Annotated in this window: 27 protein-coding genes and 1 other annotated feature; of the genes, 11 read left to right on the forward strand and 16 right to left on the reverse strand. The window is 55.7% G+C overall.

From position 1 onward, the window contains the following. Positions 1-81 precede the first annotated feature (81 nt). Positions 82-831, reverse strand: coding sequence for a vitamin B12 ABC transporter ATP-binding protein BtuD (gene btuD / locus QLG03_RS00500; protein ID WP_032453263.1), 750 nt, complete (start codon positions 829-831; stop codon positions 82-84). Further along, entirely contained in the window at positions 831-1,382 is a 552-nt protein-coding gene (locus QLG03_RS00505; protein ID WP_004203124.1) for a glutathione peroxidase, read from the reverse strand. The genes btuD and QLG03_RS00505 overlap by 1 nt, the downstream gene beginning before the upstream one ends. Before the next feature lie 236 nt (positions 1,383-1,618). Here QLG03_RS00505 and QLG03_RS00510 point away from each other — a divergent pair, with 236 nt between their 5' ends. After that, positions 1,619-2,419: a MetQ/NlpA family lipoprotein gene (locus tag QLG03_RS00510; RefSeq protein WP_023290107.1), complete on the forward strand. Its 801-nt coding sequence runs from the start codon at positions 1,619-1,621 to the stop codon at positions 2,417-2,419. Positions 2,420-2,464: 45 nt separating this feature from the next. Here the strand turns inward: QLG03_RS00510 and btuC are convergent, their stop codons facing one another. Beyond that, positions 2,465-3,442: a vitamin B12 ABC transporter permease BtuC gene (btuC, locus tag QLG03_RS00515; RefSeq protein WP_023290108.1), complete on the reverse strand. Its 978-nt coding sequence runs from the start codon at positions 3,440-3,442 to the stop codon at positions 2,465-2,467. Positions 3,443-3,563: 121 nt separating this feature from the next. Then, positions 3,564-4,997 (reverse strand): H+/gluconate symporter, encoded by a 1,434-nt coding sequence (locus tag QLG03_RS00520; RefSeq protein ID WP_023290109.1) that lies wholly within the window; start codon positions 4,995-4,997, stop codon positions 3,564-3,566. Positions 4,998-5,273: 276 nt separating this feature from the next. Here QLG03_RS00520 and QLG03_RS00525 point away from each other — a divergent pair, with 276 nt between their 5' ends. Genes QLG03_RS00525 through QLG03_RS00535 form a run of 3 tightly spaced genes read left to right on the forward strand, consistent with a single transcriptional unit; the run spans position 5,274 to position 7,841 of the window. Further along, positions 5,274-6,188: a LysR family transcriptional regulator gene (locus tag QLG03_RS00525; RefSeq protein WP_023290110.1), complete on the forward strand. Its 915-nt coding sequence runs from the start codon at positions 5,274-5,276 to the stop codon at positions 6,186-6,188. A gap of 37 nt (positions 6,189-6,225) precedes the next feature. Then, positions 6,226-7,491: a D-amino acid dehydrogenase gene (locus QLG03_RS00530; RefSeq protein WP_322965994.1), complete on the forward strand. Its 1,266-nt coding sequence runs from the start codon at positions 6,226-6,228 to the stop codon at positions 7,489-7,491. After that, positions 7,488-7,841 (forward strand): RidA family protein, encoded by a 354-nt coding sequence (locus QLG03_RS00535; RefSeq protein WP_077263840.1) that lies wholly within the window; start codon positions 7,488-7,490, stop codon positions 7,839-7,841. The genes QLG03_RS00530 and QLG03_RS00535 overlap by 4 nt, the downstream gene beginning before the upstream one ends. 52 nt (positions 7,842-7,893) lie before the next feature. Here QLG03_RS00535 and ihfA read toward each other — a convergent pair whose 3' ends face one another. From ihfA to QLG03_RS00585, 10 genes are all read right to left on the reverse strand, one after another. After that, the gene (gene ihfA, locus QLG03_RS00540) at positions 7,894-8,193 is read right to left on the reverse strand and encodes an integration host factor subunit alpha (protein WP_002909098.1); all 300 of its coding nucleotides are present in this window, start codon (positions 8,191-8,193) and stop codon (positions 7,894-7,896) included. A 4-nt stretch (positions 8,194-8,197) separates the two neighbouring features. Further along, on the reverse strand, positions 8,198-10,585 hold the full coding sequence (pheT, locus tag QLG03_RS00545; protein WP_023290113.1) for a phenylalanine--tRNA ligase subunit beta: 2,388 nt from the start codon (positions 10,583-10,585) through the stop codon (positions 8,198-8,200). A gap of 15 nt (positions 10,586-10,600) precedes the next feature. Continuing rightward, positions 10,601-11,584 (reverse strand): phenylalanine--tRNA ligase subunit alpha, encoded by a 984-nt coding sequence (pheS, locus tag QLG03_RS00550; protein ID WP_002909105.1) that lies wholly within the window; start codon positions 11,582-11,584, stop codon positions 10,601-10,603. A gap of 63 nt (positions 11,585-11,647) precedes the next feature. Then, positions 11,648-11,772, reverse strand: a sequence feature (Phe leader region). Continuing rightward, positions 11,723-11,767, reverse strand: a complete 45-nt coding sequence (pheM, locus tag QLG03_RS00555) for a pheST operon leader peptide PheM (protein WP_001386830.1) — start codon at positions 11,765-11,767, stop codon at positions 11,723-11,725. Its footprint overlaps the feature before it by 45 nt. Before the next feature lie 118 nt (positions 11,773-11,890). Next, positions 11,891-12,247, reverse strand: a complete 357-nt coding sequence (gene rplT, locus QLG03_RS00560; RefSeq protein ID WP_000124850.1) for a 50S ribosomal protein L20 — start codon at positions 12,245-12,247, stop codon at positions 11,891-11,893. 50 nt (positions 12,248-12,297) lie between these two features. Next, positions 12,298-12,495: a 50S ribosomal protein L35 gene (gene rpmI / locus QLG03_RS00565; protein ID WP_001124225.1), complete on the reverse strand. Its 198-nt coding sequence runs from the start codon at positions 12,493-12,495 to the stop codon at positions 12,298-12,300. 92 nt (positions 12,496-12,587) lie between these two features. Next, complete coding sequence (gene infC / locus QLG03_RS00570) at positions 12,588-13,130, reverse strand: translation initiation factor IF-3 (protein WP_004189469.1); 543 nt, start codon at positions 13,128-13,130, stop codon at positions 12,588-12,590. Between the two features lie 3 nt (positions 13,131-13,133). Continuing rightward, positions 13,134-15,062 (reverse strand): threonine--tRNA ligase, encoded by a 1,929-nt coding sequence (gene thrS / locus QLG03_RS00575; RefSeq protein WP_017900777.1) that lies wholly within the window; start codon positions 15,060-15,062, stop codon positions 13,134-13,136. A 431-nt stretch (positions 15,063-15,493) separates the two neighbouring features. Then, positions 15,494-15,727 carry a hypothetical protein gene (locus QLG03_RS00580; protein WP_023290114.1) on the reverse strand — a complete coding sequence of 78 codons (234 nt, stop codon included), beginning with the start codon at positions 15,725-15,727 and terminating at the stop codon, positions 15,494-15,496. A 269-nt stretch (positions 15,728-15,996) separates the two neighbouring features. Continuing rightward, complete coding sequence (locus QLG03_RS00585) at positions 15,997-16,755, reverse strand: YdiY family protein (RefSeq protein WP_004203142.1); 759 nt, start codon at positions 16,753-16,755, stop codon at positions 15,997-15,999. A 355-nt stretch (positions 16,756-17,110) separates the two neighbouring features. On the opposite strand from QLG03_RS00585, the gene pfkB reads away from it, so the two are divergent. The 3 genes from pfkB to QLG03_RS00600 all read left to right on the forward strand — a co-directional run bounded on the left by pfkB (position 17,111) and on the right by QLG03_RS00600 (position 19,399). Beyond that, entirely contained in the window at positions 17,111-18,043 is a 933-nt protein-coding gene (pfkB, locus tag QLG03_RS00590; RefSeq protein ID WP_023290115.1) for a 6-phosphofructokinase II, read from the forward strand. A 93-nt stretch (positions 18,044-18,136) separates the two neighbouring features. Further along, positions 18,137-18,421, forward strand: coding sequence for a type V toxin-antitoxin system endoribonuclease antitoxin GhoS (gene ghoS / locus QLG03_RS00595; RefSeq protein ID WP_023290116.1), 285 nt, complete (start codon positions 18,137-18,139; stop codon positions 18,419-18,421). 105 nt (positions 18,422-18,526) lie between these two features. Beyond that, a complete protein-coding gene (locus tag QLG03_RS00600) occupies positions 18,527-19,399 on the forward strand; it encodes a fructosamine kinase family protein (protein ID WP_023290117.1) in 873 nt (290 codons plus the stop codon). Between the two features lie 43 nt (positions 19,400-19,442). On the opposite strand, the gene tonB is transcribed toward QLG03_RS00600, so the two are convergent. Continuing rightward, positions 19,443-20,189: a TonB system transport protein TonB gene (gene tonB, locus QLG03_RS00605; protein ID WP_032428890.1), complete on the reverse strand. Its 747-nt coding sequence runs from the start codon at positions 20,187-20,189 to the stop codon at positions 19,443-19,445. Between the two features lie 210 nt (positions 20,190-20,399). On the opposite strand from tonB, the gene QLG03_RS00610 reads away from it, so the two are divergent. Together QLG03_RS00610 and QLG03_RS00615 are read left to right on the forward strand one after the other, a co-directional pair. After that, entirely contained in the window at positions 20,400-20,696 is a 297-nt protein-coding gene (locus tag QLG03_RS00610; protein WP_002910042.1) for a YciI family protein, read from the forward strand. 686 nt (positions 20,697-21,382) lie between these two features. Beyond that, a complete protein-coding gene (locus QLG03_RS00615) occupies positions 21,383-22,030 on the forward strand; it encodes a YceI family protein (protein WP_181446289.1) in 648 nt (215 codons plus the stop codon). A 277-nt stretch (positions 22,031-22,307) separates the two neighbouring features. Here the strand turns inward: QLG03_RS00615 and QLG03_RS00620 are convergent, their stop codons facing one another. Further along, complete coding sequence (locus tag QLG03_RS00620; RefSeq protein ID WP_004194006.1) at positions 22,308-22,481, reverse strand: YciY family protein; 174 nt, start codon at positions 22,479-22,481, stop codon at positions 22,308-22,310. Between the two features lie 143 nt (positions 22,482-22,624). Here QLG03_RS00620 and cls point away from each other — a divergent pair, with 143 nt between their 5' ends. Further along, entirely contained in the window at positions 22,625-24,085 is a 1,461-nt protein-coding gene (gene cls / locus QLG03_RS00625; RefSeq protein ID WP_023290121.1) for a cardiolipin synthase, read from the forward strand. Between the two features lie 34 nt (positions 24,086-24,119). Then, positions 24,120-24,449, forward strand: coding sequence for an HI1450 family dsDNA-mimic protein (locus tag QLG03_RS00630; protein ID WP_002910079.1), 330 nt, complete (start codon positions 24,120-24,122; stop codon positions 24,447-24,449). Positions 24,450-24,469: the final 20 nt, after the last annotated feature.

The raw sequence follows: 24,469 nt of genomic DNA on the forward strand, positions 1-24,469 counted from the left end.
TTCAGATGATCCCTCTGTCCCTAGTCTCTTTATCGCAATAATTTAGCTTGTTTATCAATATAGTGACAAGATAACTGCGTGCTACTGTGACGCGATGAGCATAATATGACCGGCCACCTCCACGCGCTGGAACGGGATCGCATAGGCAGCGGTTAAATTTTCCTCGTTCAGCACCTCGGCGGTCTCCCCGCAGGCGATGGCTTCCCCCTGGCAGAGCAGCCAGCTCTGTCCGGCATGGCGCAAAGTGTGGTTGAGATCGTGACTGCTCATCACCACCGCGATTCCCGCCGCGCTCAGCTCGCGTAACAGCCGATCCAGCGCCGCCTGCTGGGCCACATCCAGACTGTTCATCGGCTCATCCAGCAGCAGCAGCTGACCCGCGGGATTGCTTAAGGGATCGATCTGCAGGATCACTGCCGCCAGCCGCACGCGCTGCCACTCGCCGCCCGACAGCTGATTGACCTGACGGCCCAGCTTATTGTCAAGGCCAAGCCTGGCCGCGATATCGTTCACCCGGGCGCTGTCGCCCTGCTGCTGCCTGTGCAGCGCCAGATAGTGCCACACCGGCATGGCGAACGGCGGGGTCTGCTGCTGGCACAGATATCCGCGGCGGCGCGCCAGCTCCGTCGCCGGCCACTCGTCAAGCAACCGTCCGTTAAAATGAATCGTGCCGGGGCCGTCGGACAGCCCCGCCATGCGGGCCAGCAGCGTGCTCTTCCCTGCGCCGTTCGGCCCCACCAGGTGAACGATCTCCCCGGCGCGAAAGGCCGCAGAAAACGGGGCCAGACGCCCCGCCGCTTCTACATCCTGTAGCTGCATCAGAAACGACATTATTTCGCCAGCGCTCCTTTAATCGCCGCCACCAGCTGCGGATCGTCCGGCGTCATATCCGGAGAGAAGCGCTGAATGACGTTGCCCTGGCGATCGACGAGAAATTTTTCGAAATTCCACAGAATGTCGTCCACGTACAGCGGCGCGCGGCCCTTGCTGGCCATCCGCTCATAAAAACCGCTACCTTCCGGGGCCACCGCCTTCGGCGCGGCGGCAACCAGCTTTTGATAGAGCGGTGCGCGATGCTCGCCGTTGACGTCAATCTTGCTGAACAGCGGGAAGGTGACGCCGTAGGTGGTGCTGCAGAAGGTCTTAATCTCTTCTTCACTCCCCGGCTCCTGGCCGAGGAACTGGTTGCAGGGGAAGCCCAGCACGCTGAAGCCCTCGCCGGCAAACTGCTTTTGCAGGTCCTCCAGTTGCTCATACTGCGGCGTCAGGCCGCATTTGGAGGCCACATTGACGATCAGCAGTACCTTGCCGGCAAAGGATGCCAGGGTGGTCTTCTCGCCATCAATGGTCGTCACTTCGGTATTCAGAATGTCATGTTGCATAGCCTGTCCTCAATGGATAAACCGGTTTCCGGTGAAGGTGATCCCTATCTACTGTAGCGGATTCAGCGCCCGCCATTCTACTGCCAATCCCCGCGAGTTGTCGCATGATGTAACAGCGCTTCGCTGCCCGTCGGCAACATGAAATCCTCTCAATTGGGCATGCACCTATTTACGTGTACAGTGTTCCATGAATGTAATATGGTTTCGTTACTTGTTAATTTAAGAGAGTTTTGTTGATGAAGAAGTTGTTTAGCCTGGCGTTAATCGCCGCCTCTGTCGCCCTGCTGAGCGCCTGCTCTCCGGATGAAGATAATAAAGTGAAAGTCGCTATCAATACCGGGCCGGACGAAGCCATCTGGAAAGTGGTGGAGCAAGTGGCGAAGGATAAATATCACCTCGACGTCGAAGTGGTCTCCTTCAATGATTATGTGCTGCCTAACGAAGCGCTGAACAACAAAGATGTGGATGCCAACGCCTTCCAGACCCTGCCGTACCTTGAGGCGCAGTCGAAAGAGCGCGGCTATAAATTCACAGTGGTCGGTAAAACCTTTGTCTTCCCTATCGCCGCCTATTCACATCGTATCAAAAATATCAGCGAGCTCCCCGAGGGAGCGACGGTGACCATCTCTAATGAAACCACTACCCTGGGCCGCAGCCTGCTGCTGCTTCAGGCGCAGGGGCTGCTCAAGCTGAAACCGGGCGTCGGCTATTTACCCACCACGCTGGATATCATCGACAACCCGAAACAGCTGAAAATTGTGGAGGTGGATACCCCGCAGCTGACCCGCACCCTGGATGACCCGAACGTCAGCCTGTCAATCATTAACACCAACTTCTCCGCCCAGGCGGGCCTGTCGGCCGCCCGCGACGGCCTGTTCATGGAGGGACCAGATTCCCCTTACGTGAATGCGATTGTCGCCCGCGAGGATAACAAGGACAGCAAGAAAATTCAGGAACTGAAAGCCGCCTTCCAGACCAGTGAAGTCGCGGAAAAAGCGAAGGAAGTCTACAAAGGCGACGCGATCAAAGGCTGGTAAGCCCGAGCCGGCGCCGTCCCTGCAGACGGCGTCGCGCTATCCCCGTCACCGCGAGCGCAGCAGCAACCAGATAAAGACCGGCGCGCCCAGCGTCGCCGTCACCACGCCAATCGGCAGCTCAGCGGCGGAAAGCGCCAGCCGGGCGATAATATCCGCCCCCAGCAAGGCGCTTGCCCCTGCCAGCATGCAGGCCGGGAGCAAGACCCGGTGATCGCTCAAGCCGCATAGCCGCAGAATGTGCGGAATTACCAGGCCGATAAAGCCAATCGCCCCCGCCAGCGCCACGCTCACGCCGACCATCCAGCCGGTCGCCACCACCAGCAGCTTACGCCACAGCCACAGCGGCAGCCCGAGCTGACGGGCGGAGACTTCGCCCAGCGCCAGTAAATTCAGGGGTTGCGACTGCAGACAGACCCAGCAGAGCGCTGGCAGGAGGGCTATCATCAGCCACAGCTGCTGCCAGTCGACGCCGCCAAACCCGCCCATCATCCAGTACATCAGCTGACGCAGATCAAAAGAGGTGGAGAAGTAGACCGCCCAGGTCATCAGGGCGCTGCAGATGATCCCCAGCGCCACCCCCGCCAGCAGCAGGCGGCTGGTGGAAAGATGGCGGCGGGCAAAACGCAGCAGAATAAAGGTGATCAGCAGCGCGCCCAGGATCGCGCACAGCCCGAGCGCCCAGCCCGGTAACAGGCCTTTACCCAGCAGGACGGCGGCAATCAGCCCGACGCCCGCGCCGTTGGAGACGCCCAGCAGACCCGGTTCCGCCAGCGGATTTTCAAACAGCGCCTGCATTATCGCCCCGGAGAGCGCCAGCGCCGCCCCCACCAGCAGCACCGCCAGGGTCCGCGGCAGGCGGATCTGCCAGATAAACAGCTGACCTTTGGCGCTGAGCCACTCGCCGGGCGGGATCCATTGATCCCCCGCGCACAGGCTGATCAGCAGGGTGACCAGCAGCAACAGCGTTAAACCAAGGAGCCAACGCCGGCTGCGGCGCTGTTGAAGATGGGCGAGAGTCAGCATAGATTCCATTACGCAGTGGGAACAAGAGGCTGATTTTACGGTGGGTGTCGCGGTGAGAAAAGGAAAACCTCACGACCAAAGGTCGACGCGGAGGACGCTCCCCCCCGTCGACCATCCCGCTTTACACCAGAATCTGAAACAGCAGCGCGAAGAGAATGATGTTCGCCACCACGATTGCCCAGCCGTTATAGAGCATATACTTCAGATGTGTAGACTGCGCCAGCCCCATCTGGCCGAACATGTCCGATGAGGGAAACGGCCCGAACCAGTCCACCTGAGACGAGGCCAGCAGCACCGCGGTGGTCCCCTGCGGCGGCACGCCGGCGGCCATCAGCATTGGGCCAAAGATTTTATGCGTAAAGGTCATCTGGGCTACCGCCGCGCCGGGCACATGGCCGATTATATTGAACGCGAAGATGCTAAAGCACAGCCAGGCCGGGGAGATCCCCTCCAGCAGCGGCTGGGTATACTCCAGCAGCCCCTGATAGGCGTGCAGGCCATCCATCAGCTCAAGGATCGGGTTATACAGCCAGTAGAGAATAAACATCCACACCAGACGACCGCAGCCGTGATACAGCGCCTGCAGGATCTGCGTCGGCCGCAGGCCGCCCACCAGCCCGGTCATCAACGCCACCAGCAGCATGACGATAATCGCAAAGCTGAAGCCGGCTTTAATCACCACCCCAACCACCGCCATCACGATGATGGTCGCGGCGAAAGCCAGCGCGCTTAATTTACGCCGGCGCTGCTGCGCGGCGCTAAGGTCCTCTTGCGGCTTTTCCGAGAGATCGACCTCATAGCGCAGTTTGCCTTCGGTCATCTTCTGGATCCGTCCGGCCATGATCCAGCCGGCTAACAGGGTGACGGCGCTCATCGGCAGGCCGACATACAGCAGATAATCCGGATAGCTCAGTCCGCCGAGGCTGAGGATCGTCACGGTGCTGGGGGTGAAGGGCCCGGTAAAGAGTCCAACGGAACCGGCGGTCATCATCAGCGCGGCTACCGTCGGCGGCGTTAAGCGTACCGCCGCCGCTACGGGGATAATCACTGCGACAATAATCGCATTGCCGCCGGCCATGGTGCCCAGCGAACCGCAAATTAAAATCGATGACACCACAATGCCGAACTTGACCCGCGTCTGGCTCGACAGCCCAATACGGTGGACCACGAATTTCACCAGTTCAACCGCCGCGCCGGTGCGGGTGGCCACTTCCCCCACGCCGGCGCCGAGCATAATGATAAGCCCGACGGTGGCAATAAATGACCCGGTGGACTTCGCCAGCATCGCGCCCATTTCCGGCAGACCGGTCGAGGTCATGATCATGGCGATAATAATCGAGGAGATGACTGCCAGCACTATATCGACGCCGATCAGCGATAATATCGCTAACGCCACCAGCGGCGTAAATCCCAGCAGGCCAAGCTCGCTGCCCGGTCGACCGTGGCACCACAGCGCAATCAACACGAACAGCAGCAATAACAGACCGGTAATAACGTTTTTTCGCGTGATATTTCGTCTGACAGGCGTATTGCCTGCGAGCGTTGAGTCACTCATAACACTCCTTAATGCCAATCAATCCCACCATGATGGTCAGGTGGTGTATGGGGGCCTGCTCAGAAAATATCCTCCCTCTTTTTCATTATTGGCCGCGGCCTGAGGGTCTGTTGGGGTACAAAGGAAACGATTCTGAGAGCGTTTTATTCCGCCATCAGGCGGGGCCAGCAGCACAATATGTAACCAATGCGCTGATTGGTGATTAAATTTATGTTAACTTAGTGTTAGTAGAAAATGACTTTTTATCGGTAGGCTATAACCCTGAGTTAACTGTTCATGAAACTGCGTCATCTGGAAATCTTCTATGCCGTCATGACCTGCGGCTCTCTGTCACGGGCGGCGGAATCGCTCAATATCTCCCAGCCAGCGGCCAGCAAAGCGTTAAAAAGCGCCGAACTGAAGCTGGGCTTTACCCTGTTTCAGCGGGTGCGCGGCAAGCTGCTGCCGACCAGCGAGGCGATCACACTTTTCGAAAAAGCGCAGACTATTTATCAGGACCTTGATAACCTGCGCCTGCTGGCCGATAACCTGGCCCGCGATCCGCGCGCCAAAATCACCTTAGGCTGTCTGCCGAGCCTGGGGTTAAGCCTGGTGCCGGAGCTGGTGACCGATTTTTATCAGCAAAACAGCAACCTGGTGATGACGCTCACCACCGAGCACACCGAGACGCTGGTCAGAAAACTGGATTTACGCGAGATAGACTTAGCGCTGACGCTGCAGCCGGTGCAGCAGGGAGAGATCCTTACCACCCTGATTGCCGAAGTGCCGCTGGTCTATATCGACCGTCATTATCGTCAGGGAGCGGTGGATATCAGCCAGATCGACCAGCAGCGCTGGATCTCGCCGGGGCCGCACTCGCTCTCCGCCGCCATCGCCACCCGTCGCGACTTTTCCACTACCCGGCTGAATGTCCAGACCTACTACATGGCCACCGAGTTCGTGAAGCGCGGCATGGGCTGCAGCATTACCGATATCTTTTCCGCCCAGCACAACCTGGCTCCCGAGATGATCCATCCCATTACGCCGCCGATGGCCATTAACCTCTGCCTGCTGCGTCGGGCCGACGTTTCCCTGAGCCCGATGGCGCAAAAATTCGTCGATTTTCTCTGCCAGCGCCTGCGCCAGCAGCTCAAGGAGATTAACCTGCGGTTATACCCTGACCATAAAAAGTCAATTGCGCCGCCAGGGTAAATGCTTTGACATAACCCGATAAATTGAACAGCGGTGGATATATCGGGTTATGAACAAACGCATTGTCATTATCGGCGGCGGCGTGGTCGGTCTGGCCACGGCCTGGGAACTGATTAAGCGCGGCCATCAGGTGCAATTACTGGAGCGTAACGGCGAACCGGCCAGCGCCACCAGTTTTGCCAACGGCGGACAATTAAGTTACCGCTACGTCGCCCCCCTTGCCGACAGCGGCGTTCCCCTGCAGGGGATAAAATGGATGGGCAAAGCCGATTCGCCGCTCAATATGCGTCTCAATATCTCTTTACAGCAGTGGCGCTGGCTGCTGCAGTTCCTGCGCGCCTGTAATAGCCAGACCAATAAAATAAACGGCGCTCATATATTGCGTCTGTCGCTGCTCAGCCGGCAGGTCATGCAGTCGTGGCGGGAAGAGGATAATCTTGCCGATTTTCACTGGCGGCGCAGCGGAAAATTAATTATCCATCGCCGGGAATATGATTTTACTAAAGCGGCAAAAGGGATAGATCCTCAGTATCAGCAGGCGCTGAATGCTGAAGCCTGCCTGCAGCTGGAACCGGCGCTAAAACATATCAGCCCTTCGCTGCAGGGCGGAATTTATTCGCCGGGGGATGAAACGGCGGATTGCCATCAATTTTGCCTTGCGCTGATCGACAAGCTCACCGCCAGCAGCCGCTTCAGCCTGCTGACCCACTGTGAGGTGCAGCGGCTCGCCAGGCGCGGCGGACGCGTCAGCGCCCTGGAGACCAGCCGCGGGACCATCACCGGCGATGAGTACGTCGTCGCCGCCGGCAACGGCAGCGGTCCGCTGCTGGGGCACATGGGCGTTCGCGTGCCGCTCTGCGCCCTGAAGGGGTACAGCCTGACCCTTCCCTATCCGCAGCAGGCGGGCATTGCGCCGGACATCAGCGTCACCGATTACGGGCACAAAATCGTTTATGCCCGCCTGGGCCAGCAGCTGCGCATCGCGGCGATGGTGGACATCGGCTACGACGGCGACACACTGCGCGAGAGCCGCATTCAGGCGCTGAAAAAAATCGTCTCCCGCAGCTTTCCCGAACTCGAGGGGTTGGACCAGGCCGAAGCCTGGACCGGCATGCGCCCTTCAACGCCAGCCGGGCCACCGCTACTGGGACGCGCCGGCTACCCCAACCTGTGGATGAATCTCGGCCAGGGCAGCCTCGGTTTTACCCTCGCCGCCGGCAGCGCGGTGGTGCTGGGCGCGTTAATCGACAATCAGATGCCAGACATTTCTTTAGAAGGTCTCACATGGAAACAAACCGCATGACAATCATTCGCAATCATCCTCAACCTCGTCTTTCCGCCAGCGTTGCGTATGGCAATCTGCTGTTCCTCTCCGGACAGACGCCGAAAAGCAACGAGGAGGACATCGCCTTGCAGACCCGCGAAGTGCTGGAGAAAATCGACGCCCTGCTGGCGGCGGCCGGGAGCGATAAGCGGCACATTCTCTCCGCGCAGATCTGGCTGAAAAATATCAAGCGTGACTTTGCCGCGTTCAATGAGGCGTGGGTGGAGTGGATGCCGGAAGGCCATAGCCCGGCGCGCGCGGCCGTGCAGGCGGAGATGGCGCGACCAGAAATCCTGGTGGAGATCATGCTCACCGCCGTTAAAGCGTAAGATTCGACAGAAAAGAAAAAGGCCGCAATGCGGCCTTTTTAATTAGTTCAGATTATTTGTCTTTAGGCGACGCGTTTTCGACACGGCTTTTCAGCTTCTGACCGGGTCTGAAGGTCACCACGCGCCGGGCTGTAATGGGAATATCCTCCCCCGTCTTCGGGTTACGTCCCGGGCGTTGGTTTTTATCCCGCAAATCGAAGTTGCCGAACCCGGAGAGTTTGACCTGTTCTCCGTTTTCCAGAGCACGACGGATCTCTTCGAAAAACAACTCGACCAGTTCTTTGGCATCCCGCTTGCTAAGCCCAAGCTTATCAAACAGATATTCTGACATTTCAGCTTTTGTAAGCGCCATAGGTTCAATCCCTCAATGATGCCTGGAATCGCTCTTTTAATGCCTCTACACATCTGGCAACGGTAGCGGCAATCTCCTCTTCTTCGAGTGTACGGCTGGTATCCTGCAGGATCAGGCTAATCGCAAGGCTCTTATACCCTTCCGCCACACCTTTACCACGGTACACGTCAAATAAGTTTACGCCAACTACCTGATTTACGCCAACTTTCTTACATTCGGCTAAAACATCGGCGGCAGCCACGTTTTCCGCGACCAGCACCGCGATGTCGCGACGGTTCGCCGGGAAGCGGGAAATGTCGCGCGCCTGAGGCACCACGCGGTCTGCGAGCTTGTTCCACTCCAGTTCAAACACCAGAGTGCGACCGTTCAGATCCAGTTTACGTTCCAGCTCAGGATGAACAACCCCAATGAAACCAATGCGTTCACCTTTAAGATAAATCGCTGCGGATTGCCCCGGATGCAGCGCGGTGGTCGCTTCAGCACGGAATTCGATATCCGCTAATTTTCCGGTTAAATCCAGAACGGCTTCCAGATCGCCTTTCAGATCATAGAAATCGACCGTCTCTTTCGCCAGTGTCCAGTGCTCTTCGTAGCGGTTGCCGCAGATCGCCCCGGCCAGCATCACATCCTGACGAATGCCCAGCGGCGCATTGGTGTCCGGCACAAAGCGCAGACCGCTCTCAAAGATGCGAACCCGGCTCTGCTGACGGTTCTGGTTGTAGACCACGGTCCCCAGCAGGCCAGTCCACAGCGACAGGCGCATGGCCGACATTTCGCTGGAGATCGGGCTTGGCAGGATCAGCGCCTCTTCACCGGCGTGGATCAGCTGCTGGACTTTCGGGTCGACGAAGCTGTAGGTGATCACTTCCTGATAGCCTTTGTCATTCAGCAGCGTTTTCACGCGCTTCAGCGACAGGTCGGCTTCACGGTGGGTACCCATGATCAGACCCGCCTGCACCGGCTCATCAGGAATGTTGTTGTAGCCATAAACGCGAGCCACTTCCTCGACCAGATCCTCTTCGATCTCCATGTCGAAACGCCAGCTCGGGGCCACCGCCTGCCATTCGCCCTCGCCCACCGTCACTTCGCAGCCGAGGCGCTGAAGAATGTCAGTGACCTGCGCGTCGTCGATATGGTGGCCAATCAGGCGATCCAGTTTGCTGCGACGCAGAGTGATGGTGGCGCGTTTTGGCAGGGTCGCTTCGTTGGTCACGTCAATCACCGGGCCGGCTTCGCCGCCGCAGAGGTCGATCAGCAGACGCGTGGCGCGCTCCAGCGCTTTATACTGCAGGGCCGGATCGACGCCGCGCTCATAGCGATGAGAGGCATCGGTGTGCAGGCCGTGACGGCGCGCGCGGCCGGTAATGGACAGCGGGCTGAAGAAGGCACACTCCAGCAGTACGTTCTGGGTTTCGTCGTTAACGCCGGAGTGTTCCCCGCCGAAGATCCCGCCCATTGCCAGCGCTTTGTTGTGGTCAGCAATGACCAGGGTATCGCTGTCGAGCTTCGCTTCGGAGCCATCGAGCAGGACCAGGGTTTCGCCCTCTTTCGCCATGCGCACCACGATCCCGCCTTCGATACGGTCGCGGTCAAAGGCGTGCATCGGCTGGCCCAGCTCAAGCAGCACATAGTTGGTCACGTCAACCACCGCGTCGATGGAGCGGATCCCGCAGCGGCGCAGTTTCTCTTTCATCCACAGCGGCGTCGGCGCTTTGACGTTGATGCCTTTCACCACGCGGCCCAGATAGCGCGGGCACGCCTGCGGGGCGTCAACCTGAATCGGCAGCACATCGTCAATGGTGGCGGCAACCGGGGTGATTTCCGGCGCGTTCAGCGGCGCCTTGTTCAGCACGGCCACATCGCGCGCGACGCCGATGATGCCCAGGCAGTCGGCACGGTTCGGGGTGACGCTGATTTCGATGGTGTTATCGTCAAGCTTCAGATATTCGCGAATATCGGTACCGATCGGCGCATCCGCCGGCAGCTCGATAATTCCGCTATGATCATCGGAAATGCCCAGCTCGGAGAAGGAGCACAGCATCCCCTCTGACGGCTCGCCGCGCAGTTTCGCGGCCTTGATTTTAAAATCGCCCGGCAGCACCGCGCCGATGGTCGCCACGGCGACTTTCAGCCCCTGACGGCAGTTTGGCGCGCCGCAGACGATGTCCAGCAGGCGTTCGCCGCCGACGTTGACTTTGGTGACGCGCAGTTTGTCGGCGTTCGGGTGCTGACCGCACTCCACTACTTCACCGACAACGACGCCGTTGAAGCTGCCGGCAACCGGCTCAACGCCGTCCACTTCGAGGCCCGCCATGGTGATCTGATCGGAAAGCGCTTCGCTGTCGATCGCCGGGTTAACCCACTCGCGTAACCACAGTTCACTGAATTTCATTGTTCTGTCCTGCCCTTATTTAAACTGTTTGAGGAAACGCAGATCGTTTTCGAAGAACGCGCGCAGATCGGTGACGCCATAGCGCAGCATGGTCAGACGCTCCATGCCCATGCCGAAGGCGAAGCCGGAGTACACTTCCGGATCGATACCCACGTTGCGCAGCACGTTCGGGTGCACCATCCCGCAGCCCAGCACTTCCAGCCATTTGCCGTTTTTACCCATCACGTCAACTTCCGCGGACGGCTCGGTGAACGGGAAGTAGGACGGACGGAAGCGTACCTGCAGATCTTCTTCAAAGAAGTTGTTCAGGAAGTCGTGCAGGGTTCCTTTCAGATTGGTGAAGCTGATGTTTTTATCAACGATCAGACCTTCCATCTGATGGAACATCGGGGTGTGGGTCTGATCGTAGTCGTTACGATAGACGCGGCCCGGCGCGATAATACGGATGGGCGGCTGCTGGTTTTCCATGGTGCGGATCTGCACGCCGGAGGTCTGGGTGCGCAGCAGGCGAGTGGCATCGAACCAGAAAGTGTCGTGGTCAGCGCGCGCCGGATGGTGGCCCGGGATATTCAGCGCATCGAAGTTGTGGTAATCATCTTCGATTTCCGGGCCCGTCGCCACGGTAAAGCCGAGCTCACCGAAGAAACTTTCAATACGGTCGATGGTGCGGGTGACCGGATGCAGACCGCCATTCTCAATGCGGCGACCCGGCAGCGAGACGTCGATGGTCTCTGCAGCCAGACGAGCATTCAGCGCCGCGCCTTCCAGTTCGGCTTTGCGCGCGTTCAGCGCCTGCTGTACCTGCTCTTTCGCTTCGTTGATGACCGCACCGGCTGCCGGACGCTCTTCCGGCGGCAACTCACGCAGGGTGGTCATTTGCAGGGTCAGATGCCCTTTCTTACCCAGGTATTCCACGCGGACGTTGTCCAGCGCAGCAACATCTGATGCCTCGTTAATGGCTGCCTTGGCACTGGCAACCAGCTCTGCGAGATGTGACATGGTTTTCCTCATTATGTCGGTGCAGACACCGGTTATAGTGAAATTAATATTCCGAATCCATATACGAAAAAAGCCTCCACAGGGGAGGCTTTCTGGCGCTGTTTTCCGTTTCTTCTTTCACGCGCTAGCCTCCTGAGTTCAGGTGCTAAAGTAAAAAAAGAAGCGGAAAATAGCAGCATTCATGCTTGCATTACCTTGTCTGGTAAGAAACGTCAGACCTGTATTGAAAAGCCTGCGCCGATAAAAGTCAATGTATTGATGGTGTTGAAACGAAAAGAGGGAGACAAGCTCCCTCTTTCAACTGGCTTATGCCAGAGCTGCTTTCGCTTTTTCGACCAGAGCGGTGAACGCTACTTTGTCGAATACGGCGATGTCAGCCAGGATCTTACGGTCGATTTCAACAGAGGCTTTTTTCAGGCCATTGATGAATTTGCTGTAAGAAATACCGTTCTGACGTGCTGCTGCGTTGATACGTGCAATCCACAGTTGACGGAACTGACGTTTACGTTGACGACGGTCACGGTAAGCGTACTGACCAGCTTTGATAACAGCCTGGAAGGCAACGCGGTATACGCGAGAACGCGCACCGTAGTAGCCTTTAGCTTGTTTCAAAATTTTCTTGTGACGTGCACGTGCAATTACACCACGTTTTACGCGAGCCATGTGTGCTCTCCTGTATCTATTCTAAGTTAAAAAAGTTAAACGTTAACGACTTATGCGTACGGCAGGCACGCGATAACCAGGCCCAGATCGCCTTTGGAAACCATGGCTTTCGGACGCAGGTGACGTTTACGCTTGGTAGCTTTTTTAGTCAGAATGTGACGCAGGTTAGCGTGCTTGTGCTTAAAACCACCTTTACCGGTTTTTTTGAAGCGCTTAGCAGCACCGCGTACGGTCTTAATTTTTGGCATTTTAATAACTTCCACTTCGCATTGTTAATAAACGAAACAAAGGCGAACAAAACCAGTGAGCCGAAGCCCACCGGAAATGTTTCTTGATGGCCTTACTGTTTCTTCTTAGGAGCGAGCACCATGATCATCTGGCGGCCTTCGATCTTCGTTGGGAAGGATTCGACTACTGCCAGTTCAACCAGATCGTCTTTCACGCGGTTAAGCACTTCCATACCGATCTGCTGGTGGGCCATCTCACGACCGCGGAAACGCAGCGTGATTTTGGCCTTATCGCCATCTTCGAGAAAGCGAATCAGGCTGCGGAGTTTTACCTGATAGTCACCTTCATCAGTACCAGGGCGGAATTTAATTTCCTTAACCTGGATAACTTTCTGCTTCTTCTTCTGTTCCTTAGAAGACTTACTCTTTTCATAAAGGAACTTGCCGTAGTCCATGATACGACAAACTGGCGGCTCGGCGTTAGGGCTGATTTCAACTAAATCTACTCCAGCCTCTTCAGCCTTTTCGATAGCTTCTCTCAGACTCACAATACCCAGCTGCTCACCTTCCAGACCTGTTAAGCGAACTTCCTGGGCGCGAATCTCGCCATTGATACGATTCGGACGTGCCGTTTGAACTCGTTTTCCGCCTTTAATACCTTATTCCTCCAGTTGTTGAAGACTGCGGCTGCGAATCTCTTGTTGCAGCTTCTCGATCACTTCATTTACGTCCATGCTGCCGAGGTCTTTCCCGCGACGGGTGCGCACGGCCACTTTGCCGGCTTCGACTTCTTTGTCGCCACAGACCAACATATACGGGACACGACGTAAAGTGTGCTCGCGGATTTTAAAGCCAATCTTCTCATTTCTCAAGTCTGCTTTTACACGAATGCCCGCATTTTGTAGTTTACGCGTCAATTCGTTAACGTATTCAGCCTGAGAATCGGTGATATTCATGACCACCACCTGCACTGGTGCAATCCAGGTTGGGAAGAAGCCAGCGAACTCTTCGGTCAGGATGCCAATGAAGCGCTCCAGAGAACCGAGAATCGCACGGTGGATCATGACCGGCACCTGACGCTCGTTGTTTTCGCCCACATAGGAGGCGCTTAAACGCTGCGGCAGAGAGAAGTCCAGCTGTACCGTACCGCACTGCCATGCACGATCGAGACAGTCATACAGGGTAAATTCAATTTTCGGGCCGTAGAACGCCCCTTCACCCAGTTGATATTCAAATGGGATATTATTTTCTTCCAGCGCCACCGCCAGATCCGCTTCCGCGCGATCCCAGGTCTCGTCGCTGCCGATACGTTTTTCCGGGCGAGTCGACAGTTTGACGACGATCTTCTCGAAGCCAAAGGTGCTGTACATATCATAAACCATACGAATACAGGCGTTCACTTCATCGCGAACCTGATCTTCAGTACAGAAGATATGCGCATCATCCTGGGTAAAGCCGCGAACGCGCATCAGACCGTGCAGCGCGCCTGATGGTTCGTTACGGTGGCAGCTACCAAACTCCGCCATACGCAGCGGCAGATCGCGGTAGGATTTCAGCCCCTGGTTGAAGATCTGCACGTGGCCCGGGCAGTTCATCGGCTTAATACAGTATTCACGGTTCTCAGAAGAGGTGGTGAACATCGCATCTTTGTAGTTGTCCCAGTGGCCGGTTTTTTCCCACAGCACACGGTCCATCATGAACGGACCTTTGACTTCCTGGTACTGATACTCTTTCAGTTTCGAACGGACAAAGGTTTCCAGTTCACGGAAGATAGTCCAGCCGTCGTTGTGCCAGAACACCATCCCAGGCGCCTCTTCCTGCATATGATACAGGTCGAGCTGCTTACCGATTTTACGGTGGTCGCGCTTGGCGGCTTCTTCCAGACGCTGCAGATAAGCATTCAACGCTTTTTTATCTGCCCACGCGGTGCCGTAGATACGCTGCAACATTTTATTGTTGCTGTCGCCGCGCCAGTAGGCACCGGCGGTTTTCATCAGCTTGAAGTGATGGCAGAAGCGCATGTTCGGCACGTGCGGACCGCGGCACATATCGATATATTCTTCATGATGATACAGGCCAGGCTTGTCATCATGGGCAATGTTTTCGTCAAGAATAGAAACTTTATAGCTTTCGCCGCGCTTCACGAAGGTTTCACGCGCTTCGTGCCAGCTCACTTTCTTCTTGATGACATCGTAGTTTTTCTCGGCGAGCTCATGCATACGTTTTTCGAGCGCGTCGATATCTTCCTGAGTCAGGGTATGGTCGAGGTCTACGTCATAGTAGAAGCCATTATCAACAACCGGACCGATAGCCATTTTGGTGTTGGGCCACAGCTGCTTGATGGCATGACCTAACAGGTGCGCGCAGGAGTGACGAATGATCTCCAGCCCTTCTTCATCTTTAGCCGTGATAATAGAGAGGGTGGAATCAGTTTCAATCGGGTCGCAGGCGTCTACCAGTTCACCGTTTACCCGCCCGGCGATGGTGGCTTTCGCCAGACCCGGGCCGATATCCAGCGCGACGTCCATCGGGCTGACAGCGTGATCAAAATGGCGTTGGCTGCCATCAGGAAGCGTAATTACAGGCATTTTATGTCCTTATTTGCAGTGGTGCCCCACACGAAAGAGCACATACAAAACTATATAATCATCATTATCATCAGGTTAAGGCGCAGTTCCCGCTTCACTCTGCGAAAAGAGGAGCACGACCGGAGCGATCGTTCCCGCCTGCTGCCGCCTGCTGATAACACCGGGGAGTAGTGTACACATCATTGGTACGTGATTAAAGCCGTAATAGCATAAATGATGGCGGAATGTGGAGAAAACAAGAGCCGCGCGGATAAAAGCAGAATATCCGCCAGGAAGACGCGAAAATAATCACCAGCGAAGCCGGATGATATTATGCGGACAAACTAAAAGAGACGCCTTGATATTGCCTGCGTGATGTTTAGCGCGGGTCGTTAAACCGGTACCACTCTACCCGGCTTAATAGTCTGCCCGTGAAGCAGTAGCCTGCGATATTAAGACCACTCGCCTGCTACCAGCGTATGCACATTAAAGGCATCGCTCATGGATTGTCCGGTGCTACGGGAACCGGGGGCAATATTCGAACCGGCCTCAACGTCGGTTGCTTTGGCGATACCTACCTGCGTATGGTCCTGGTTACCCGACGGCGGAACTGGCGTGGCGGCTGATGCGCCAAAGGAAAGCACGCACAGCGCCAGGGCTGCGATGGTAAATTGGCTGTTTTTCATGATGTTTATTCTCTTATTACGGAAGACGGACCGAACAATGTCGCCATTCGGTCAGTGACTCTTAGTATAGATCCAGATCACATATTTGTCCGTCGAATATTTAGCTTTTCGTGTCAAATAGAATGAATATTTGTCAGCAAACGGAGAATAATGGAGAAAAGATGGAGGCCCGTTTCTTTTTATAAAAACTAAAACGAATTGCCAGAAAAAATAATGTCACTTATTGCTAAATCTAAAACGATCAGGCCGGGAAACCCGGCCTGAAAATATTACATCTTATACCCGAGGGAGAGCGAGGTCCGGCGATCGGTATGCTCCGGCGCAGACGCAGGCGGCTCCGAGTTCCAGGTGACGTTGTACGCCACTTTCAGCGCAAAGTGGGCGTTAATCGCCACGTTTAACGCGCTCTCTGAGTTGACCGTGGTGTCCTCGGCGCCAAACACCGATACCCCTTGAGTAAATTTGGCGTTGTCGGTCATCTGCCAGGCCCAGGTTCCGGAGGCGTAACCCAGCGGCTGAGTGTCGGTATCCCCGTCGGTGTATTCGTCATAGCGGACGCCAGGACCAAATTCAAACCGCAGGCTATGCACTGGTCCGTTGAGGATTTGACGACCATAGCCCGCTGTCAGAACATCGCGCTGCTGATAGCCGTTGTAGCGGTCGGTTAGCCAACTGCCCTGCCCAAAGACGTAGTTCATATCGGTCAGGTTATAGCGGCTACGGCCACCGACAGCATATTTCTCTGAGGAGCGCTCATCGTTGGACGAGGTGTTGCTGGCGTTGCCCCACAGCGACCAGGCGGTGGTATTGCCATACCAGGTCAGGGTGGAATCGGCCGTCATTGAGGAGTTCTTGGTGTTGCCGGACTGCGCCAGGTAACCTGCGTTGACCACTCCTTCGAACGGTTTTTTGGCAGCGGAAGGGTCATCCATGACGGTAAATACAGAATCATCGGCCATTGCGCCAACAGACGCAAAAAGCCCCCCCGCCAGCATGACCGCTGCGGGTACTGTCTTTAAAAGCTTCATTATAACTCTCTAAAATACATTTTTTAGGACAGTACAAATGATGAACAGGCGTCACTTTGCCGGCTCATTGAATTTAGCGTCCGTACAACATAAAAGAGACCTGTGGGTCCCGGAAACTTTCGCGAGGATCGCGGAATGCAGGTCCTAAGAAAGGTAGCAAATTATAAAAAAGCACGAATAACATAGCAATCACTTACTCTTTCGTTTTTTGAATAAGACAGCTCCGGAAACAATCTTTATTTCATAATGAAAATACAGGCTTCTTTGCAAATCTCTCAGGGACAGCACTTTCCCTCCCTGGATCATCGTGCCATGCTTAAATAAAGTACAGTCGCCGTATTAAGGAGGAGAAGGAATGACCAAAATTTATACGCTCACGCTGGCCCCCTCGCTGGATAGCGCCACCCAAACCCCGCAGATCTACCCGGAAGGGAAACTCCGCTGCAGCGCGCCGGTATTTGAACCCGGCGGCGGTGGGATCAACGTCGCCCGCGCCGTGACCTTTCTCGGCGGGAAAGCCACCGCCATTTTCCCTATTGGCGGCGCCACCGGCGAGCACCTTGCCGCCCTGCTGGCCGATGAGCAGGTGCCGGTCGAGACCGTCGAAACCCGCGACTGGACACGACAGAACCTGCACGTTCACGTAGCCGCCAGCGGCGAACAGTATCGCTTTGTGATGCCCGGCGCCGCGCTGACAGACGATGAATTCCGCCGTCTGGAAGAGAAAGTCCTGACCATCGATCCCGGCTCTCTGCTGGTGATCAGCGGCAGTCTGCCGCCAGGAATCAGCGTCGAAAATCTGATGCAGCTGGTTAAGCATGCGCAACAGCAGGGCCTGCGCTGCATTATCGACAGCTCCGGCGACGCGCTGGCCGCCGCGCTGGACGTCGGCAATATTGAATTAGTGAAGCCAAACCAGAAAGAGCTCAGCGCCCTCGTGCAGCGCGATCTGAGCCAGCCCGATGACGTTCGCCTTGCCGCTCAATCGTTGATCCAGTCCGGTAAAGTTCGCCGGGTGGTGGTCTCCCTTGGTCCGCAGGGGGCGTTGGGGGTTGACGCCAGCGGCAGTGTTCAGGTGGTGCCGCCGCCAATGAAAAGCCAGAGCACCGTCGGCGCCGGCGACAGCATGGTGGGCGCCATGACCTTACGTCTGGCGGAGAACGCCAGCCTCGAAGACATGGTACGCTTTGGTGTTGCCGCCGGTAGCGCCGCGACCATCAACCAGGGCACCCGCCTCTGCTCGCAGGCCAATACGCAAAAAATCTACGATTATCTCTGCGGGCGTTGATCTCCCCTGCCCCTCCGCGCTGGCGGAGGGGAACCACGATATTTGCAGGATGGTCTATGCTGGAAAGGCCATGCATAACAACGGGGTGTAGAAATGAGCAATGATATTACCGCCTGGGTCGTCAGCGTGAACTTCCACGAACAGGCGCTAACGGAGATCAATGAGGTCAGCAACCATTTTACCCGGGCAGGGTTTGTACTGACGCTCAATGATGAAGAGGGCACTCCCCATGAGCTGGGCACCAATACCTTTGGCCTGCTGAGCGCCCAGGCAGCCGAGGAAGTGAAGGCCCTTAGCGCCGGACTGGCGGAAGCGGCCCTTGGCCGCCCGGCGGAGATCGCCGTCAGCACATTCGCTGAATGGTTAAAAGCTCAATAAGTGCGTTTAGCGCAACGTAAAGCGTCAGTTGTGCGTCAGTTCCAGGTTTACCCGGGAGTAATGCGCTAACCTTATGATATGGTGGAAAACATGGGGAGAGACAGCATGTGGCAAGCAATCAGTACTCTTTTACGCGATTGGCATACCGAAGACGCTGAAATCGAACTGAAAACCGAGCTGCCCGGCGGAGAGATCCATTCCGCCTGGCATTTGCGTTTCGGCGGCAAAGATTACTTCGTGAAATGCGACGAACGGGAACTCCTGCCTATCTTCACCGCCGAGGCCGATCAGCTGGAGCTGCTGTCGCGAAGCAAAACCGTTCGCGTACCGCAGGTCTTTGCCGTCGGCAGCGATCGCGACTACAGCTTCGTGGTCATGGAATACCTCCCTCCCCGTCCGCTGGATGCGCATAACGCTTTCCTGCTTGGCCAGCAGTTAGCCCACCTGCATCAGTGGAGCGATCAGCCGCAGTTCGGTCTGGATTTTGATAACGATCTTTCCACCACGCCGCAGCCCAACGCCTGGCAACGTCGCTGGTCGGTGTTCTTCGCCGAGCAGCGTATCGGCTGGCAGCTGGAGCTGGCGGCGGAGAAAGGGTTGCACTTTGGCGATATCGATACCTTAGTCGATGTGGTACAGCAGCGGCTGGCCAACCATCAGCCGCAACCTTCGCTGCTACACGGGGACCTGTGGTCCGGCAACTGCGCCTTAGGGCCGGATGGCCCCTACATCTTCGACCCGGCCTGCTACTGGGGCGACCGCGAATGTGATTTAGCTATGCTGCCGATGCACCCGGAACAACCCCCGCAGATCTATGACGGCTATCAGTCCGTCTCACCGCTGCCGGCTGGTTTTCTCGAGCGTCAGCCGATCTACCAGCTTTATACCCTGCTGAACCGGGCGATATTGTTCGGTGGCCAGCACCTGGTGACGGTCCAGCAGGCGCTGGACGATGTCTTGATGGAAAAAACGCGTTAGACAAAGTTTACGGCGGACCTCACCGGTCCGCCGCCCTGCATTATCAGTTAATCTCGACGCCATTGAGACGGAATTTAATGGTCATCGTCACGCCGGTTCCCGGTCTTGCCTGCTCGTAACGCCATCTGCGCATCGCGCTTTTCACCTCGCGCTCAAACATATTCGCCGGCTGGGCGGAGAGGATCTGCAGATTATCAATTCGGCCATCAGGCGTGACGTCAAACTTCACCCGTACCGTTCCTTCAATGCGCAGCGCCTGAGCGCGCGCCGGATAGGTCGGCTGAACGCGGCTGATCGCCCGCGGGCCGCTCGGGGCAGTGACGGTGGGTTTGGCCGCTGCGGTGGAGGTGCTCGGCGCGGTGCGCGCTGGCGTCGTATTGTTGTTTTCAAACGGTGAAGCCGGACGCGGCTCCGCGGCCGGTTTGACGTCCCGCTTCGGCTGCTCAACCTTTTTCTCCGGCCTGGGCTTCGGTTTAGGTTTGGGCTTCGGCTTAGGTTCTGGTTTATGGATCACCACCGGCGCCTCTTTCGGCGGCTCCGGGACCACCTCAGGTTCCGGCTCCGGTTCAGGTTCAACAACGGGCTGCACGACGGGTTGCGCCGCCGGGGGCGGCTCAAGATCGGCCGGCGCCACCATCGTGATCTCTATCGGCTGCGTCGGGGAAGGCTGTTCAATAACCTGATGTACCGAGGTATAAAGCAGCCCCGCCACAACGGCACCGTGGATAGCCACGGATAACAGCGTTGGCCACGGGAAGCGGCGAGGTAAATCAAGGGTCATTGCGCTCATAGTCGTTTCTGTTGAAAAATGATGCTCCGATTTTAAATGCAAATAGCAATCATATTCAATAAGCCGTCTTAACCTGAGTCAATATTTGCCACCATTTGCGGAAAAAAGCCGCGTCAGCGGGGCATTCGACACCGGGGCGCATCTTTGCATTGCAGTCCATCGTCGTTTAACTTAACGTAATTCGCCTGTTTAATGATAAGGAGCTTTGCCGTGCTTTACGTTATCTACGCTGAAGATATCGCCGATTCTCTGGAAAAGCGGCTCTCGGTTCGCCCCGCGCACCTTGCGCGTCTACAACTTTTACATGATGAAGGTCGGCTGCTTACCGCCGGGCCAATGCCGGCCGTTGACAGCAACGAACCGGGCGCAGCCGGATTCAGCGGCTCAACGGTGATCGCTGAGTTTGAATCGCTGGAAGCGGCTCAGGCCTGGGCTAATGACGATCCGTATATCGCCGCCGGCGTCTACCGCCAGGTCTCTGTTAAACCATATAAGAAGGTATTTTGAAAATACCCTTTTCTTTTTCTGGTTAACGGCAACAACGCACCAGGCCATCAGATGAAAGGGCGCATTTTGCTACATCACATTAAAATGTCGCCCTTTTTAACCGCACGCAAGTGTTGTCTGTTATCCGCCTGAGACGCCTGGAAGATGAGCACATCCTTTCTCCTTCGACGACATCATCGACCCTCACCTCGCCTTTTGCGGCCATTGAAAATGCTGGACCAAACGTCGACGCCGGGCATGATTTTGAATTGCTAATGTATTGAATCAGTCTGCAACAGAGGTCTTGCATTGGATTTAGCGCTTGCTTTACAAGCCAGCACATCCTGACATCGCCCGGTAAATCCAAAATACAGTTGAAAGAAGATCGTTAAAGAGAGATAGATGCTGACCAACAGATATAAAGGCCTGAAGTAAATAAGCATGCATATCCCGTTCCGCAGGTATGGGACCCCATATCACCATCTTACTGCATTCAGGATCGCGGTGGCTTGAAAGCGTCTGAAAATAAACGGAGTGCGCTGATACAGGCACATATCAATATGGAATGAACGTCTAAAAACTACGCAACCAGATTTACGTTGCAGATGATCATTTTTTAAAGTCGATTAATTTCGCTGGGTAAACTTCACGCAGAGTAATTGTAGGGTGATTTTTGGTTGATTAAAAAATTTGAACGGGAATAACAAATGTTTTCAATAAGTGCCGCATTTTTTTGGGCTACCATTTATGTACCTGACGCTTATGAGGATTTTTATGTGAATACCCTGAAAAAAACCGCATTGCTTTCTCTGCTTGCCTTATATATTCCTGTGTCACAAGCCGCAGCGACAGAATATAGCCTGGATCCGCAGCATACTTCCGTTGTTATTGCCTGGAACCATTTTGGCTTCTCTAACCCTACAGCGTATATCTCTGATGTTTCAGGGAAACTGTCTTTTGACAAAGACAACCCGGAAAAATCCTCTGTGCACGTCACGCTGCCAGTCAAAACCATTGACACTCATGTCAAAGCGTTAACGGATGAGTTTTTAGGCAAAGAGTACTTCGATGTCAACACGTATCCTGAGGCCACTTTTCAGAGCACCCGGGTGGAAAGTAAAGGCGACAATAAATATGATGTTGAAGGTAACCTGACCATTAAGGGCATCACCAAACCGGTTGTATTGCATGCCACTTTGAATAAACAGGATATGCATCCAATGGTGAAAAAACAGGCCATTGGTTTTGATGCCACAGGGGTAATAAAACGTTCAGACTTCAAGCTTGATAAATATGTTCCGGCGGTGAGTGATAACGTGACTATCACGTTATCCACGGAAGCCTATGCCAAATAAATTAACGCCCGCAAAAGCGGTGCGTTTTATTCAGGGTGGGTATCCTGATAGTGAGCATGACATTGAAAAACGATCGACGACCCCACGCCCTGTCCGGACTTCCACACGGCGGTGAATGCCTGTTGCGGAAAAAGGCGTTCTGTCGATAATCCCCCGTCATACCCTGACAGGCATCGCATAGATATTTCAATAGGCGATCTGGCGATGTTAAAAGGGAATGCCGCGCAGAGCGGGAAAACGACAACGGCACCGCGTTCGGTGCCGTTGTTCTGCTCGTTTAACTGTCGGGGAAGATAAACAGCAGAGCATGACGCTGCCGTTTCACCAGTCCCTTCCTGATAGCGAGGATCCGCATATTGCGGCGTGATTGGGCTTCCAGCCAGCGCGCTTTACGGCGATTCACCTGTCTCAGCATGCGCCAGCGCCCTACTTCCGTTCTACTACGCTTCATTGCAACGACTCTACGAGTGAAAACAGCCCCCATTATAAACCTCTGCCGGCGACTGACCACCGCTTTCGCTGCGTTTTTATTTGCCAGAAAAATACTGATGCGTAAACTCATCACATAACGTCATTCAAAAGGATTTTACATCTATGACAACCTTTTACACGGTGGTGAACTGGCTGGTCATTTTGGGGTACTGGCTGTTGATCGCCGGTGTAACATTACGAATTCTAATGAAACGCCGCGCTGTGCCGTCCGCCATGGCATGGTTATTGATCATTTATATCCTGCCGCTGGTGGGGATCATCGCCTATCTCTCCTTTGGCGAGCTGCATCTTGGCAAGCGGCGGGCAGAACGCGCGAGGGCGATGTGGCCTTCCACGGCCAAATGGTTAAACGACCTCAAAGCCTGCAAACATATCTTTGCCGAAGATAACAGCCCGGTGGCCGAGTCCCTGTTCAAGCTTTGCGAACGGCGCCAGGGCATTGGCGGCGTAAAAGGCAACCAGCTGCAGTTGCTGACGGAATCTGACGACGTCATGCAGGCCCTGATCCGCGATATTCAACTGGCTCGCCATAACATAGAGATGGTCTTCTATATCTGGCAGCCAGGCGGTATGGCCGACAGCGTCGCCGAATCGCTAATGGCCGCCGCCCGTCGCGGGGTTCACTGCCGGTTAATGCTCGACTCCGCGGGCAGTGTGGCCTTTTTCCGTAGCCCATGGGCGGCGATGATGCGTAACGCCGGCATTGAAGTGGTCGAGGCTCTCAAGGTCAATCTGATGCGTGTGTTTCTGCGCCGGATGGACCTGCGCCAACATCGTAAAATGGTAATGATCGATAACTATATCGCCTACACCGGCAGCATGAATCTGGTCGATCCCCGCTACTTTAAGCAGGACTCGGGGGTCGGGCAGTGGATTGACCTGATGGCGCGCATGGAAGGCCCGGTGGCGACCTCGATGGGCATCGTCTACTCCTGTGACTGGGAGATCGAGACCGGAAAGCGTATTCTGCCACCGCCGCCGGACGTCAATATCATGCCGTTTGAAGAGGCCAGTGGGCATACCATCCACACGATCGCCTCCGGTCCGGGCTTTCCGGAAGATCTGATCCATCAGGCGCTGCTCACCGCCGCCTACGCGGCGAAAGAGCATTTGATCATGACCACGCCCTACTTCGTACCCAGCGACGACCTGCTGCACGCGATCTGTACCGCCGCCCAGCGCGGCGTGGACGTGAGTATTATTTTACCGCGCAAGAACGATTCGCTGCTGGTGGGCTGGGCCAGCCGGGCCTTTTTCACCGAGCTGCTGGCGGCAGGGGTGAAGATTTACCAGTTTGAAGGCGGCCTGTTGCATACCAAGAGCGTACTGGTCGATGGCGAACTGAGCCTGGTGGGAACCGTGAATCTGGATATGCGCAGCCTGTGGCTCAATTTTGAAATCACGCTGGTCATCGATGACGCCGGCTTCGGCAGCGATCTGGCGGCGGTTCAGGATGACTATATCTCGCGCTCGCGCCTGCTGGACGCCCGTCTCTGGTTAAAACGTCCGCTGTGGCAGCGGATCGCCGAGCGACTGTTTTACTTCTTCAGCCCGTTGCTGTAAAACGTGCCCATCAGATACCGAATGAGTAGCAATCATGGATATGGATTTAAACAACCGCCTGACCGAAGACGAAACGCTTGAGCAGGCATACGACATCTTCCTCGAACTGGCGGCCGATAACCTCGACCCGGCGGACATCATTCTGTTTAACCTGCAGTTTGAGGAGCGCGGCGGCGCCGAGCTGTTCGACCCATCCGCAGACTGGGAAGAGCATGTGGATTACGATCTGAACCCGGATTTCTTCGCCGAAGTGGTGATTGGCCTGGCGGATACCGACGGCGGGGAAATCAATGATATCTTCGCCCGCGTGCTGCTGTGCCGCGAGAAAGATCACAAGCTGTGTCATATTCTGTGGCGTGAATAACGCTGACCCGCCAGTGAAAA

Origin of the sequence: Klebsiella sp. V115_8 (assembly GCF_029967715.1) — a bacterium.
GTDB lineage: Bacteria > Pseudomonadota > Gammaproteobacteria > Enterobacterales > Enterobacteriaceae > Klebsiella > Klebsiella quasipneumoniae.